At 45.9% G+C, this 15,951-nt stretch carries 14 protein-coding genes; 3 read left to right on the top strand and 11 right to left on the bottom strand.

Features of this window, described 5'->3' with window-relative positions; all coding sequences use genetic code 11:
- Positions 1-39 precede the first annotated feature (39 nt).
- Entirely contained in the window at positions 40-894 is an 855-nt protein-coding gene (locus BGK61_RS11260) for an AraC family transcriptional regulator (protein WP_076011009.1), read from the top strand.
- On the opposite strand, the gene pmbA is transcribed toward BGK61_RS11260, so the two are convergent.
- Entirely contained in the window at positions 891-2,222 is a 1,332-nt protein-coding gene (gene pmbA / locus BGK61_RS11255; protein WP_076011008.1) for a metalloprotease PmbA, read from the bottom strand. The two genes, BGK61_RS11260 and pmbA, sit on opposite strands and share 4 nt — an antisense overlap.
- A 72-nt stretch (positions 2,223-2,294) precedes the next feature.
- Between pmbA and yjgA the strand changes: the two genes are divergently transcribed.
- A complete protein-coding gene (gene yjgA, locus BGK61_RS11250; RefSeq protein WP_076011007.1) occupies positions 2,295-2,852 on the top strand; it encodes a ribosome biogenesis factor YjgA in 558 nt (185 codons plus the stop codon).
- Positions 2,853-2,908: 56 nt separating this feature from the next.
- Complete coding sequence (locus BGK61_RS11245) at positions 2,909-3,337, top strand: hypothetical protein (RefSeq protein ID WP_014996952.1); 429 nt, start codon at positions 2,909-2,911, stop codon at positions 3,335-3,337.
- Between the two features lie 100 nt (positions 3,338-3,437).
- Here BGK61_RS11245 and tldD read toward each other — a convergent pair whose 3' ends face one another.
- From tldD to BGK61_RS11195, 10 genes are all read right to left on the bottom strand, one after another.
- Positions 3,438-4,880: a metalloprotease TldD gene (gene tldD, locus BGK61_RS11240; protein WP_076011006.1), complete on the bottom strand. Its 1,443-nt coding sequence runs from the start codon at positions 4,878-4,880 to the stop codon at positions 3,438-3,440.
- A complete protein-coding gene (locus BGK61_RS11235) occupies positions 4,873-5,691 on the bottom strand; it encodes a carbon-nitrogen hydrolase family protein (protein WP_076011005.1) in 819 nt (272 codons plus the stop codon). Before BGK61_RS11235 ends, tldD begins: the two co-directional genes overlap by 8 nt.
- Positions 5,684-9,682 carry a YhdP family protein gene (locus BGK61_RS11230; RefSeq protein ID WP_014996949.1) on the bottom strand — a complete coding sequence of 1,333 codons (3,999 nt, stop codon included), beginning with the start codon at positions 9,680-9,682 and terminating at the stop codon, positions 5,684-5,686. Before BGK61_RS11230 ends, BGK61_RS11235 begins: the two co-directional genes overlap by 8 nt.
- 26 nt (positions 9,683-9,708) lie before the next feature.
- The gene (gene rng, locus BGK61_RS11225; protein WP_014996948.1) at positions 9,709-11,175 is read right to left on the bottom strand and encodes a ribonuclease G; all 1,467 of its coding nucleotides are present in this window, start codon (positions 11,173-11,175) and stop codon (positions 9,709-9,711) included.
- Complete coding sequence (locus tag BGK61_RS11220) at positions 11,172-11,762, bottom strand: Maf family protein (protein WP_014996947.1); 591 nt, start codon at positions 11,760-11,762, stop codon at positions 11,172-11,174. Before BGK61_RS11220 ends, rng begins: the two co-directional genes overlap by 4 nt.
- A 36-nt stretch (positions 11,763-11,798) precedes the next feature.
- Positions 11,799-12,275, bottom strand: a complete 477-nt coding sequence (gene mreD / locus BGK61_RS11215) for a rod shape-determining protein MreD (RefSeq protein ID WP_076011004.1) — start codon at positions 12,273-12,275, stop codon at positions 11,799-11,801.
- A complete protein-coding gene (mreC, locus tag BGK61_RS11210) occupies positions 12,268-13,170 on the bottom strand; it encodes a rod shape-determining protein MreC (protein WP_076011003.1) in 903 nt (300 codons plus the stop codon). Before mreC ends, mreD begins: the two co-directional genes overlap by 8 nt.
- Before the next feature lie 37 nt (positions 13,171-13,207).
- Positions 13,208-14,251, bottom strand: a complete 1,044-nt coding sequence (locus BGK61_RS11205; protein WP_014947909.1) for a rod shape-determining protein — start codon at positions 14,249-14,251, stop codon at positions 13,208-13,210.
- A gap of 397 nt (positions 14,252-14,648) precedes the next feature.
- A complete protein-coding gene (locus BGK61_RS11200) occupies positions 14,649-15,236 on the bottom strand; it encodes a type II secretion system protein (protein WP_014996943.1) in 588 nt (195 codons plus the stop codon).
- A 157-nt stretch (positions 15,237-15,393) separates the two neighbouring features.
- Positions 15,394-15,897, bottom strand: a complete 504-nt coding sequence (locus BGK61_RS11195; RefSeq protein ID WP_076011002.1) for a hypothetical protein — start codon at positions 15,895-15,897, stop codon at positions 15,394-15,396.
- Positions 15,898-15,951 lie beyond the last annotated feature (54 nt).

The raw sequence follows: 15,951 nt of genomic DNA, 5'->3' as shown, positions 1-15,951 counted from the left end.
ATCTTTCATATATTTATCCAAAACTATCATTTCACATTTATGCAACTTAACTTTAGAGACATTGTAGACATAGGCCCTAAGTGCTTTGAACGCTTTATTGATAGTAGTAACGCGCCTGAAATCAGCGACCTGGAGATTGAACTAGCAGGATGCTCTAACTTATCAGGTGACTATACGGTAGGTCGCGTTTCGCCTCCTAACCACACCTTGTTTTACAGCATTCATGGACAAGGAAAATTTCGTGTCCCGTCAGGCGAGATGCAATTAGATGAAGGACAGCTAATTATTTTACCCGCTGGACAAAGTTTCGAAGTCACAATAGTCAGTGAGCAATGGGATATTATTTGGGTCAACCTGGCAGACTCCGAACGCTGGACATCATTTAACAAGCGAGGTGCGGTGATTGTGGATAATGCCATGCTGGAAGGAATGCATCATGCAATGGAACTTTTGTATTTAGAGCGTGACGTCGAGAATCGAAATTCGGCGATGCAAGTTGTGTCTCGCTATCTGTACCGTATTATTGATGCGCCTTTGAGTGACGCACATACTCACGATGAGAAAGAACGACGACAGGTAAGCAGGCTACACAGCCTCTTTTCAGCGGTTGAAAAACAACTTCAGTTTGATTGGGATATGGAAAGCTTAAGTGAGAAAGCCCATTATTCTGCCCCTCACCTTCACAGGCTGTGCTTACAAGTATTTGGGAGAAGCCCCAAACAACACGTTATCCATTTGCGTATGACACGAGCCAAAAGCTTATTACTAAGCACACAGTGGCCCGTATCCTATATCGCCAGTTATGTGGGTTACGCAAATGTATTTACATTCTCGAAACGCTTTAAGAAGTCGACCGGGCTGTCTCCTTCAGCGTTTCGAGAAAACGTAAACTAGCTACCTGCTATTTTCATTTGGTCTATAAGTACAGAGCCGGTCTGTACACTACCGCGCACATCTTTTTCTGCGCCAATTGCCACAATGCCTTTAAACATATCTTTAAGATTGCCAGCAATAGTTACCTCGTGAACTGGGTATTGGATTATGCCATTTTCAACCCAGTATCCCGCTGCGCCGCGTGAGTAGTCACCCGTCACACCATTAACGCCTTGCCCCATCAGTTCGGTAACGAACAAACCTGTGCCCATTTCTTTAAGCAGGTCGGCGTCGCTATGACCCGTATCACCTACTAGCCAGTTATGAATGCCACCGGCGTGGCCATTCGAGCGAGTGTTTAGTTTACGCGACGAGTAAGTGGTATAAAGATATGTGGCCAGTTTACCCCCATCTACAATGGTCATGTCAGAACATGCCACACCTTCGTTATCAAAGCTTGAGCTTGCTAGACCACCTTTAATAAACGGACGCTCTTCAATGTTAAGCCATTCTGGGAAAACTTGTTTACCCAAGCTATCTAACAAGAAACTAGAACGACGGTAAAGGCTACCACCGCTAATGGCTCCTACATAATGACCAAACAAGCTAGATGCGATGTCACGGTGTAAAAGCACGGGCACGTTGGCCGTGTTAATTTTACGAGCGCCCAAACGGTCTACAGTAGCTTTCGCGGCTTCGATGCCCACTGCACTTGCTGATTGCAGCAAAGAGGCTTTACGGCTTACTGTGTAAGCGTAATCGCGCTGCATGTCGTTATCTTGTGCGCCAATAACCATACAGCTTAGTGAATAACGGCTGCTAGGATAGCCGGCATTAATACCGTGCGTGTTGCCGTACACTCGCATACCTAAATTCGCGTTATACGACGCACCATCTGAGTTCGTAATGCGAGAGTCATAATTCATTGCAGCCGTTTCAGCTTCAATGGCGATTTTAATGGCCTTTTCAGTATCTAACTCTTCAGGGTGATACAGGTCTAAATCAGGAAATTCTGTGGCGATAAGGTCGGCATCGGCCAAACCTGTACAAGGATCTTCACTGGTATAGCGAGCAATATCTACGGCTTTTTCTACCGCGAGTGTTAGCGCCGCTTTGCTCAGATCTGCGGTAGACGCACTCCCCTTTCGCTTGCCTACATATACGCTGATACCTAAGCCGCCGTCGTTGGTAAATTCAACGTTTTCAACTTCTTGCATACGTGAAGATACGGCGATGCCCTGCACTTTAGACATGCTGGCTTCGGCTTGTGTTGCGCCTTTAGAAAGGGCTAATTTCAGTACATCATCTACGACATTTTGAATGTCGGCTAACTGCTGCTCAATTTGCATAGTAAGTTTCGCTGTCTTAATTCGACTGTGATAGTTACAATTTAGCTAAAGTGTAACACTAATGAGTTTGAAATGAGTGATCAGAAATACAATTCTCCTGAAGATCCTTACTTCGAAGATGCGCAAGCAGATGAGTTCGAAGAGGAAGAATTAATCAGTAAAACTGAGCTGAAGCGTCAAGCTAAAGAACTTCACAAGCTAGGTGAAACGTTGGTTAACCTGACCGATGCTCACATAGCGACGATTCCAATGGATGAAGATCTTGCTGACGCCGTAGCTATTGCCCGCAAAGTGAATAAGAAAAAAGACGGTTACCGCCGTCAGCTTCAGTTTATCGGCAAAGCTTTACGTCAAAGAGATACCGCCCCTATTGAAGAGGCGTTGGCTAAAATTTCGCATCAGCACCAGGCGAGCAATGCTGCTTTTCACGCACTAGAGAAAGCCCGTGAAGCCGTGATTGAACAGGGCGACCCAGCTATCCAAAAGCTGATTGAAGCGCACCCTGAACTTGACCGCCAAAAACTGCGTCAATTTCATCGCCAAATTAAAAAAGAGCGTGAAAAAAATGCGCCGCCTAAAGCATTCAGAGAGTTGTTTCAGTATTTGAAAGACGTTATTCACGACGACTAAAGGGCGGCATGTTAGCCAAACTCGGCATTAAGTCCACCTGCCCAAAGGGGGGTAATATGAAAATTTTTTCAAACCCTAATACTAAGCTCAGAAGTAAGTATGGCCAGTATCAAATTGCTGTACTAGGCGACATTGTTGGTGTATCGGCTGAAGGTATTGCTGATGGGGCAGCCATTGAGCGTTACGCACGCGACATGATGGATGTAATTAACAGCTTTGCTGGTAAGCGCTGGGCATTTCTAGGTTTTTTGCATGGCTCCGCTCTTCTCACTAAAGCGGGTGAAACCGAACTGCAGCGTTCTATTGAGTGGCGTGCGAAGCACGGAATGGCGCTTGGCGCGCTGGTTATCGGCGACACCACAGTGCAGCCTATTGTAAGAGCGCAATTTCAGAGAATTTATGATAATGCAGGCCTTGAGCTAGGTATTTTTGGCAACGAGGAAGATGCCATTAAGTGGTTGAATGAAAAAGGATTTGAAAGTTAGCCACGACTTATACCAGTCCGCTTACAAAAAAAGGTTGGTGCCGAAGCCCAACCTTTTCTTAGTTTTTGTGTGAAATTTTCGTGTGATGATTTAGGCTGAATTAAGCCGTACCACCCACCGTCAACTCGTCAATTTTAAGCGTAGGCTGGCCTACACCCACTGGCACGCTTTGACCGTCTTTACCACATACGCCCACGCCCTTATCTAGGGCTGTGTCGTTACCAATCATTGAGATTTTTTGCATAACCTCTGGGCCGTTACCAATTAAGGTTGCCCCTTTTACTGGCGCGGTAATTTTACCATTTTCAATTAAATACGCTTCAGCGCTAGAAAACACGAATTTACCAGACGTAATGTCTACCTGTCCGCCAGCGAAGTTCGGCGCATAAATACCTTTGTCGATAGACGCGATAATTTCCTGCGGATCGTGTTGGCCTTCCAACATATAAGTATTCGTCATGCGGGGCATAGGCAAGTGTGCATAGGATTCACGCCGACCGTTACCGGTAGGTGCAACGCCCATAAGCTTGGCGTTGTGCTTATCCTGCATATAGCCTTTCAAGATACCATCTTCAATAAGCACGTTATGCGCTGTTGGTGTACCTTCATCGTCTACCGACAACGAGCCACGACGGTCGTTTAACGTGCCATCATCAACAACCGTTACGCCTTTGGCAGCTACGCGCTGACCAATGCGACCACTAAATGTTGATGCACCCTTACGGTTAAAGTCACCCTCAAGGCCGTGCCCTACTGCTTCATGAAGTAATACACCAGGCCAACCGTTACCTAATACTACAGGCATAGCGCCTGCCGGCGATGCCACGGACTGCATATTAACCCGCGCCATGTGAAGGGCATCTTCTGCCAGTGTTTCATAATATGGTTTACCATTCTCGTCTTGCTTAAAGAACGAGTAAGCATAACGACCACCGGCCCCCGCTGAACCACGCTCACGTCTATCGCCTTGTTCTAGCAATACCGAACAGTTTAAACGCACCAGCGGGCGAATGTCGGTAGCCAACGTACCGTCGCTACCAGCGACTAAAATCTCTTCATATACGCCGCTTAAACTCACCACCACCTGATTGGCAGACGGCTCTTGTTTGCGAATATAAGCATCTACGGCTTTTAATAACGATATTTTCTCAGCGTCTTGCATCGCAAGAATTGGGTTATTTTCGCTGTATCGCGCTTGCACTGGCTTTTGCCCCAATGCCGCAACTTGCTGTGTGCCGCCACTTGGTGCTATACCACGTGCAGCTTTACAGGCTTTTGTCAGCGCTTCTTCGCTAATCTCATCTGAGTAAGCGAAACCCGTTTTTTCACCGCTAATAGCACGCACGCCTACGCCGCGCTCTATATTGTAGCTGCCTTCTTTGATAATTCCGTCTTCTAACACCCAGCTTTCGTGCTGGCTTGACTGAAAATATAAATCAGCATAGTCGGTATCGTGACGATGAATAGTGGCTAAAGCTCGCTCTAGCTTGGTGATATCTAGCCCTGAGTCAGATAATAAATGACGCTCAACAGATTTAGACAAAGTGACTCCTGAATCGGTTATGTTCGGCAACCGGCATATTCTGTTTGATGGTTTCTCTTTCTGCAATATCTACTTTTGCCGACACCAACCCTCTTTCAGTTTTACGTTCGGCAAGGGTTTCACCCCATGGAGACAATACAATACTGTGTCCATAGGTCTCGCGACCATTTGCATGCACACCACTTTGGTTTGCAGCTACCACAAAGCACTGTTTCTCGATGGCTCTGGCTTGCAATAACGCATGCCAATGCGCTTCTCCGGTGCGTTGGGTAAAGGCCGCAGGTAATAGCAAGATATCGATATCACCCATTGCAGTAAACAACCCTGGAAAGCGAACATCATAGCACACCGCAAGCCCAATGTTGCCTATTGGCGTTCGAACGGTAATTACTTCGCTGCCCGCTTCGGTTGAAGCCGACTCACGATAACTGCCCGTGCTGTCGTTTACCGAAACATCGAACATGTGAATTTTGCGGTAATCGGCCAGCAAATCGCCATTTGGCCCAAACAGCATACACGCCGCAGAAAATTTCTCCGGATTGTTTGTTTTTACGGGAAACGTGCCAGAAACCAGATAGCATTGATGCTCTGCCGCAAGCGTTGACAAACGACGCTGAATTACGCCGTCGCCCTTTGTTTCTGCCACTGCAAGTTGACCTTTGTCTTTACCGCCGAAATAGGCAAAACACTCAGGAAGTACGACTACGCTGTTTTTCTCAAGATTGGCAGACGCCAACTCGCTGGCAACAGTGTCGAGATTCTCTTCTACGTTTGGCGTAGATGTCATTTGTAATGCAACTAAGTTAACCATCGATCACCTCCATTTTAAGCCTGCGCACGTCATCTTCCGTCAAAGGCCTGTCTTGTGGGTTAGCCGGTACAGGGGCGTTTTGCGCAGGCAAGCTTATGTCTTTGCTGTTGCGCTCAACTTCGTCGAACTTAGGATCTTTTATGGTGCCTGTGACGCGATAGTTCACATTCGAAATAACTTTCGCAGAGGTTAGCACTTGGTCGATGGCAAGGGCAGCCAATGCAGTAGGCGGCGTAGCCAAGAAATAGACTAAAAACGGTAAGTTCCCAGTTACGTTTGGCGCGAACGATACGTTGTAATTTAACCCACCAGTATTGAGGTCGGTGAAACCAGTGATTTCTATTTCACCTGCGCCACCGTCAATTTCAGTATCGTCGGTATACGCTTTGCCATCAACGATGCTTAACGTACCGCCCATATCATCATAGAAGAAGCCTTTAGCAAAAACATCTCGAAAATCGAGACTTAGCTTCCGCACTAGCGAGTTCAAGCTGAACAGGGTGAAGATACGTGAACCTTTGTCACTTAACTCAGTAAGATAGCCATCAGACAGCGACCATTCTACGTTGCCGTTAAGCTTTTCAAACCCAAAATTCATGGGCGAGTTTGGCCAGTTGATATCAAATGCGACGTTTGCACTAGAATCTTTAATTCCTGACTCAACTCCGTATTCTTTCAACATTTGCCCAACGTCGGGTGAGGTTAATGTACCGGTTAACGCGCTTTGAATTTCACCGCGTACATGCTTCCAATACCCTGTTGCGGTGACGTTGGTTTCATCTGACTTTATTAAAAGCTGGCGTATCGCTAGGCCATCATCTTCCTTGGCAATATCTAAGGTAATTTCACCAAAATCAATACCGTGCACACCACAAGACTGGCAGTAAAAATAAATGGGCGGTAGTGTATTCGGGTCAATATTATAGGGCGAATCGCCCTTTTCACCCGGCGTAGCACCTTGAACGGCTAACGCAGTATCAGCACCCTCACTACCTTTAGTTGCAGCCTCTGTATCAACAGGTGTTTCCAGAGATAAGTAATCAGCATTTATTTCAATGCCTTGCTCGTCTAAATCACTATTAATGCGAATAGTCGCTCTTGCTTGCGGTGACGCTAAGTCTAAGATCCAATCCTTATTACGCTCAGTAGCACTAAGCTCTGCATCCTTAATGCTATGACCAGCAAAATTAAGCGTATCGGCTTTTGCGAATATACGCGAAGGCGTACCAAATAAGTTCGCACGCTTGCCTTCGTTCGCATCAGATTGATTTGTCGACTGACGACTTGTTTGCGCATAGCTACCGTAGTCTTTCCCTTTGCCAGAAAGCAACATATTGATGGTGGTAAACCATTCTTGCACATCCGCCTGGGCTAAATTTGCGCTGATACTAAAGCCCGTACCTATATTGGCAATATCGCTTTCCCCAAGTGCTAGGTGCGCACGCGAAAACTGCATTTCCTTGTGAGGGAGCACGCCGTCGAAACGAATATTGTTACCAAGTGTCGCTTCAACATTCGATGCTTTGCCATCGCCTTTACTGGTAATACGCAGCGGTAAACTCGTGCCCGCTGGCGTATCAAAAGGAGCAGGTAATACGCTTTGTGTCGCCGTTAAATCTGCGCTTAAATTAGCAAGGTATTCAAAGCCGCTATTTGAAAGCTTAAGGTCTACCTTAGTTTTCCAGTCGCTTTCACCGTCAATGTAGTCGGTCAGGTCTGTATTTACATAATTAGCCAGAGGATGAACGTGCCAGCGCCCGCCTAATTCCACATGAAGGTCGTAAGTCTCACTTTGCCTTCCCGATAACGACAGACTTATAGGTTGGGTAAGGAAATGGGCTTTTAGCCCGCTCGCGTTAATATCGCCATTAGTGAACGACACATCTCCCGACGCCTTATCAAAAAGCATGTTGGTAGTTGATATATAAACAGGGTTACCCGATAAGTGTGCCGTTCCTGAGGCCACCACATCTTTGCCTTTAAACGGAATATCGAGTTTGATGTCAGCTGATAACGGCCCGCTAATTTGCACTTCATCGTTCAGTACTTTACCTAACGAGTTTTTAAGAGATGAGTCCATCATCAGTGCGCTAAGCGCATCACCTGTGCCTGTGCCTGTGGCATAAATTGCCAGGCGCGCGTCTGGACTAAAGCTTGGAATAGCGGCCGACATATCGCTGATTTTCATACCGGCAAGCGTCGCACTAGGACTTTCCATCACCAATGCGCTGTTTACAAAGTACAAAGAGAGATCAAGCTTATTGAGCGCCGGCCAGTCTGGCGCAAAAAGAAAATCGCCCTGCTCTATGTCGACATAAGCTTGGAAAATGCCAGAGTTGTCTTCAAAAGGGAAATCGCCAGTTCTACCGTGCCATAATACTCGCGCGTTTGTTATTTCACCCTCTCCGGTAAACGCACGCGTTAAGTAATTATCGGTATTTTCCCCCATTAAAGCAGCAGGAAACAGACTACTTACTTCGTTTAAAGGTAATGGTTCGACATCAACATACAGCGACATAAACCCCGTAGCGGTGTTCAGTTTAAACTGTGGGTGAAGAGTAACAGCATCGCTATCTAATAGCATATCGTTACCTTTTACTACCCACTGTTTCTCTGCGCCATCTACTTGCTCTGGATAAATGTAAAGCTGGGATCTAAACAGGTCTATTTTGACGTCTTTCTTAATTACGCCGTTGGCACTTAGTAAGCTATCTGCACTTTCTAAGTAGATAGCGCCATTATTTTTATACCAGAAAAAATCTGCATCTAGCGACGAAAGACCAGGTACCTTATCTGTTTTGTCCCACTGTAAATCTAACACTTTCGCGGCCACAGAAGGCTCTCCGTTGTGCCACTGGATTTGTAGCGTTGCCAGCTCACCTTTGGGGTTTAGGCCTCTTATTTCCTCTTCACTGGTATCATCCATAAAAAGTGGTAACACCAATAAGAAAGGATTAATTTGCACAGGTTTGACAGTGTTTATCAGCGCGTCGCCGTTTGCGCTTATGCTTCCAATTAAGTCTGTGGTAAGGGTCTCATTGCTTGAGTTTAGTACCAGTTGATCAACCCTAACATTCCAGCCGCTCTGCTTGCCCTGAGCATTAGGCAAAGCCTGAAGACTACCGCCACTGATCCCCGTTACCGTTTTCGCTCTGCCGTTACCCCATTGTAGAAGGCTTTCACTTAGCTCGGCTTGCACACTGGTCACTTCACTGTTGGAAAAATTAGTCCACACTTCGAAATTTGCTCGGCTTTGAGCTAACGGGCGCTTAGTTTTAATGAGGTTGCTTACCCAAGGGGAAATGTCGAGCTCTTCAGCCTTCGCATAAAACACACCTTCAAAGTCTTCTCGCGTGCCCGTTATATCGATAATGAAAGACGCTGAGTTAGCCGCTAAGTCCACAACTTTTAGCTGGCCTAAACCCTGGTGCCTTTCTTCATGGTTGTTCCACGATAAGCTTTCAATATCGAAGGAGTTGGTTTCATTGAGATGCGTAATAGACACTACGCCATCTTCTAATGAGAAGCTTTGAAGCTGCTCTAGAAAAAGGCGTTCAAGGGCATTTACCACGGGGAAATTGTTCTTACCACCGCCTGACAGACGATCAGCATCAATATCAAGCTTAAGACCGCGCAGTTCAAAGCGCCTAGATGAGATCAATTGGTGGCGCAGCGATTGCCAGAAATCTAGCTCAACATAGATTTGTCGTATGTCCAAAGCCACTGGTGAAGCGTCATTTTTAGCCAGCGATACCGAATTGAGCACAATGCTGGGGCCATTGCGCTGCCAAACAGCATGCACACTTTGAATGGATAGATTTACGCCATACTGCTCATTTATATAATTTTCCAACAGATGTTTGTTGTGCTCAATATGCGGCAGAGCATAGCGTGCAGCGCTTAAAACAAGCGCGAAAAGTACAAGCAATACGGCAAGTAGCAGCCAAAACTTCTTAAGCAGATAAGCGGCTACCGACGAAAAATTTGTCACATTTTGCCTTTGTATACGTTAATGCATTACATCATGACGACGTCGTACTTATCCTGATTGTACAATGTTTCTGTTTGAACCTTGATCTGTTTAGACACAAATACTTCCAGTTCTGCCAGCATGTGAGACTCTTCACCCATTAAGGCTTCCGCCACTTTTGGTGAAGCGTAAACCACAAACTTGTCTGCGTCGTAGGCGCGATTCACCCGTACAATTTCACGCATAATTTCAAAGCAAATGGTTTCAATCGTTTTTACTGTGCCACGGCCTTTGCACACCGGACATTCGCCGCACAGTATATGCTCAATGCTTTCACGGGTGCGCTTACGGGTCATTTCAATAAGCCCTAGCGCGGTGAAACCGTGAATATTTATTTTGGCTCTGTCCTTGTTCGTCGCCACCTCTAATGAGTGTAAGACACGTCGTTTGTGGTCTGGTTCAATCATATCGATGAAGTCGATAAGGATCATACCCCCTAAATTACGCAATCTTAACTGACGGGCAATCGCCTGCGTCGCCTCAATGTTGGTGTTAAAAATGGTTTCTTCTAAGTTGCGGTGGCCAACAAAGGCGCCCGTATTAATATCAATAGTCGTCATGGCTTCTGTCTGATCGATGATCAAGTAGCCGCCAGACTTTAAATCGACACGACGCTCAAGTGCACGTTGAGCTTCATTTTCTACATCGTATAAATCAAAAATAGGTCTATCACCGGTGTAGTATTCGAGTTTGCCGTTCATCTCGGGCACGTACTCTTTCGTGAACTGGTGAAGTTCATTAAATGATAGTTTCGAGTCGATACGAATTCTGTCTAACTCTGTGCCAACGAAGTCGCGTAGTACTCGTCGCGCAAGCGGCAAGTCTTCATAAAGCACGTTTGACTTACGCTTTTTCATGCGAGACTGAATTTTATCCCATAGCCTTCGCAAAAATGCCGCGTCGGACTGCAGTTCGTTTTTGCCTACGCCTTCTGCAGCGGTTCGCAGAATAAAGCCGCCGTTTTCATCACAAAATTCTTGTACGAGCGACTTTAAACGCTCTCTTTCTGCTTCTTCTTCAATGCGCTGAGACACGCCCACGTGGGTAACAGAAGGCATAAACACAAGATAGCGACTGGGAATTGTGATGTCTGTGGTTAGGCGTGCGCCTTTGGTGCCGATAGGATCTTTTACCACCTGAACCACAATATCCTGACCGTCTCGCACCAACTCGCGAATGTCTTGTTTTTGAATGTGGCTTGCCGAGACTTCTTCAGCAATTTCGTTGTGAATGACAATGTCAGAGGCGTGTAAGAACGCGGCTTTTTCTAAGCCAATATCTACAAATGCTGCCTGCATTCCCGGTAATACGCGACTTACTTTACCGCGATAGATATTGCCCACCAAACCGCGTTTGGTATGACGCTCTACGTGAATTTCTTGCAGTATTCCGTTTTCAATAAGCGCCACCCGTGACTCTGACGGGGTAACGTTAATAAGCAGTTCAGCACTCACGACACAACTCCAAATGCATTGAGTAATTGACGGGTTTCATAAAGTGGCAGACCTATAACGGCGCTTGCGCTACCGTTAATAGAGACCACAAATTCACCGCCTATACCTTGAATAGCGTAACTCCCTGCTTTATCGGCAGGCTCTCCAGTTTCCCAGTATGCGTCAATTTGTTCATCCGTCAATGCTGCAAAAGTCACAGATGTGGTAATGACCTCGGTCTGTTGCTTAGTGTTACTAAGGGCACATATCGCTGTCAGTACCTCGTGAGTTTTACCAGAAAGCATGGTAAGAATGCGCTTAGAGTCTGCTTTATCTTCAGGCTTGCCAACACTTTGTCCGTCAAACGATATCAGCGTGTCGCTGGCAAGAATAACCTTGTCTTCGGTCATTGCCTGCTTATCCTCAAGATGTGCTTTTACCGCTTGCGCTTTTTCAGTGGCTAACCTTGCGACAAGTTCCATCGGCGTTTCATTTTCGCGTGGCGACTCATCAATGTCGGCAGGTTGTATTGTATGGGCTATGTTCATTTGCGTGAGCAAAGCGGTGCGTCGTGGAGAGGCCGACGCTAACACTACCGATTTTGTCATTGACTTACCTTTGGTTTAATCGAGAAGGTGTTCGAGTTACGAAATTGAAAACTGTCTGCGAGTACGTCTAAGTAGCCAAAACACCCACGGCCACAACACCATTGACGTTATCACCGGCCATAAATAATCGACTTGAAAATAAATATCAGTGAGCAAATGCTGCACCCAAAATGTGAGTAAGTGGTACAACGCTGATAGTAGGCCAATGATAATCGCCTGCTGCCATACAGAATAATTTCGAAGCCGTTGGTAATTTGCCGCCAAGACATACACACAAATACTTAAACCCAAACTGTGAATGCCCAAGGTTGTCCCGACTAGAACATCCATGGCTACACCCGTTAAGAATGCTACGCCCACGTTCACTCTGTGAGGCAACGCCATGCTCCAGTATGCTAGTACAACAAGTCCCCAATCAGGGCGATAAACATCAATCTGAGTCGGCAGGGGAACAATTTGCAGTACAAGCGCAATTAACAGGCTTATCCAAATAACGAGGTTACGTTTACGCATCTGAAGACTCTTCCTCGTTTACAGCTGGCTTATCAGTGTCGTCAGTTGAGTTAGTATCAGACTCATTCTCTGACTCAGGCGTGTGCCATAGCAACAACAAGTGTCTGAGCCTGTCTAAGTTCGCTAGAGGTGTGGCGATTACACGAGCAAACGGACGGCTTTCATCTCGGACAACTTGGGTCACTGTTGCTACAGGATAGCCTTCAGGAAAAACCTTTCCCAAACCAGACGAAATCAACGTGTCACCTTCTTGAATATCTACACTATGAGGAACATGCTCTAGATATAGTTCGTTAATCGCACCACTTCCGGTGGCAATAAAGCGGATATCGTTTCGAAGAGAACGTACAGGGATAGCATGGGTAACATCAGCAATAAGCAGTACGCGGCTGTTAGTAGACCCAACTTCCATTACCTGACCGACTATGCCTTTGTCATCAATAACTGGCTGAGACAAGTACACGCCGTCTATCGCCCCTTTATTGATTACCACCTGCTGACTGTATGGGTTTTTATCCACCGCCATTAGCTCAGCAACCATTTTTCGAGAGGAAACCCGAATAGGTGCCTGCAGCAACTCTCTCAATTGCGCATTTTCTTTTGCAATGACATCGAACTGCTGGAGCTTTTCACTCATCAGCAACAGTTGATTATTTAGTTTTTGGTTTTCGGCAAGCAGTTGTTCTTGAGAGGTTAGGCGCTGCGCACTTTCATTCAGCATTAAACCAGGAAGATTTGCCAAGTACTGGAGCGGACTCATAAATGAGTTGAGGTACACCCGCGTGGATTTGAAGCCATCTAGCTTGTGGTCTACAAATATCAGAACCACCGACAGCACAAGCGCCAGTGTAAGCCTGTTATTTAACGAAGGGCCGCGGGTAAAAATAGTATCCATGATACAAATAAGGCAACCTTACGGTTGCCTTTCCTGTTTATTCGTAGCTAAACAGGTCGCCACCGTGAAGGTCAATCATATCGAATGCCTTACCACCGCCGCGTGCTACACAAGTAAGCGGATCATCAGCTATTACAACTGGGATGCCCGTTTCTTCCATTAGCAATCTATCTAAGTCTTTCAGTAACGCACCACCACCGGTAAGTACCATACCGCGCTCAGAAATATCTGAAGCAAGCTCTGGTGGAGACTGCTCTAGTGCCACCATCACCGCCGACACGATACCGGTTAACGGCTCTTGCAGTGCTTCAAGAATTTCGTTTGAGTTTAGTGTGAATCCGCGAGGTACACCTTCCGCAAGGTTGCGACCGCGTACTTCAATTTCGCGTACTTCTTCGCCTGGGTAGGCAGCACCAATCTCATGCTTGATACGTTCAGCAGTTGCTTCACCTATTAATGAACCGAAGTTACGACGAATGTAGTTGATGATAGCTTCATCAAACTTGTCACCACCAATGCGAACAGATGATGAATAAACCACACCGTTAAGTGAGATAATAGCCACTTCTGTAGTACCACCACCGATATCGACCACCATTGAACCGGTTGCTTCAGATACCGGTAAACCCGCACCAATTGCAGCCGCCATTGGCTCATCGATAAGGTAAACTTCACGAGCGCCAGCGCCTAGGGCTGACTCTTTAATTGCGCGGCGTTCTACCTGTGTTGAACCACATGGAACACATACCAATACACGCGGGCTAGGACGCAAGAAATTGTTGTCGTGCACTTGTTTAATAAAGTGCTGAAGCATTTTCTCGGTCACATAAAAGTCGGCAATTACACCGTCTTTCATAGGACGAATTGCACGAATATTACCTGGCGTACGGCCAAGCATTCGCTTAGCTTCTGCACCCACCGCTGCAACACTTTTAGGCCCTGCTGCGCGCTCTTGACGAATAGCTACTACTGAAGGCTCGTTTAGCACTATGCCTTGGTCTTTAACATAAATCAGCGTGTTAGCTGTTCCGAGGTCGATGGACAGATCGTTAGAGAACATGCCTCGAAGCTTTTTAAACATGAAGAGTGTATTCCTGTTTCTGTGTTAACGCGTATTTGCAAAGGTGAGATGGCGACGCTTTAACGTGAAGTCGATATTTATTCGCACACTTTAACAATGGGGGCAATTTTGGGCAAGTAATGCTGTAATTAAGTGACAAAATAACTGCATTTTTGCTTTGTAATTTTAGCGCTTTACCCACTGAGGTGTACCACACACGCGTTTCTTAATAATTTCGGAGTTAGACCCACATAATGACCGCGTAAAAAAGAGAAGGTTCAAAATTGCAATTACTGTTTCCTTTGTTTTTTAGTAGTAAATATTAAACGTAATAGCGCCCAGCTAGGCTTAGTTCGCTGTTAGCTCCACTCGCCTCTTTCCCTATAAATGCTCTACCTAACTAACGTTGAATAAGTGACTAAAAAACGCTTACTTGACCGGTGGCTGGATTGTATGTAAAACCGTCGAACCTTTCGCCATCTGGAATACCGTTCGCTGGTGTAGAGTTCTCAGGCAGACCTATGGACGCAACCGAGTAGTACACACACAGCGCACTTTTAGATGAAGCATCCTCACGTACGACAAATTCGAAATCAGCAATTTCTGCATCAATATTTGACGTGGTATTAGTTGGTGGTAGTTCAAGGATAAGATCCAAAACGTCTTTGCATTTACGCTTATCAACTGAAGTCACGCGTGTGATGCCTTTCCCATTTCCAGTGGGATAACCTAGCTCCCCATCTACACCTACTTGATTTTGCTCGTAGGTAATTTTAGTGCCCTCTTCGTTCCCATTATTTCCGCTTTTGCGGCCCTCTATTTCCCACTGTGCTTTTATAATTCCAACTGCGGCCGCAAATCTTCCCGCAACGTTTTCCACACTTTGTTCAATTATTTCATCAGTCTTAGTGGCAAAGCGCGGTAACAATGTAGCAATTAATAATCCTAAGATGACTACAACAAGTATCAGTTCAATTAGCGTAAAACCCTGTTGCTTAGTATTCATTACATCTCCTAGATATCGACAAAGACGACTCGTGCTTCAGTATAGTTAATATCTTTAGCCGTTGACTTTGCGCAAAGCGTTTTCTTTAGAAAGTGTTCCTTCTTCGCGCGATTTTCAAAAGGTGATTACGATAATTTGAGGAAACTAACGACTTAGATTAATCGTTTAAATCCGATACCGTGCCGCTAGCAGGAAAGTAGTCAAAATACACGCCGCTGCTTAAGCTATAGCGACACCAGTAGTTATTTTCATTGTCTTCAAGTTCAGCATAATAATCTGCGTGAATTTTAAATCCGTCTACGCGCAATGGCGTGGCAACCAAAGAAGTCCAAATTTTTTCGCACCCTTCACTAGAGAGTTCAGCTGTAGGCCACCCATTATGATTCATACGCACTGGGGTGCGGTTAGTCTCCTTGCCCGACTCATTGTAATGAATTAGCATGACCATCGTAGTAGGTTGTCGCACTCGCCACTGCCAATGCGAAGAAACAACGTGACGCTTAAACGTTTCAACGTTCATTGCAAAGGCGGTTGTTGTAGTGTCTTGCTCATCAGTATGAAGAAAGCTGATAGTCACGCCGAGTGTAATTGCAAAAATAGCAGCAATGGCCGCTTTAAAGACATTTGATGTGGCAGGTTTTTGGTTGTTGGTTTTATTCATTGTTATTTTCCCCATGCCTTAGCGCAAGTCGTCAGTGCTTGTCTGGCAATGCTC

Source organism: Alteromonas abrolhosensis (assembly GCF_001953635.1).
Taxonomy (GTDB): Bacteria; Pseudomonadota; Gammaproteobacteria; order Enterobacterales; family Alteromonadaceae; genus Alteromonas; species Alteromonas abrolhosensis.
The sequence above is the reverse complement of the archived record's forward strand: the minus strand, read 5'-3'. Positions and strand labels throughout refer to the sequence as shown.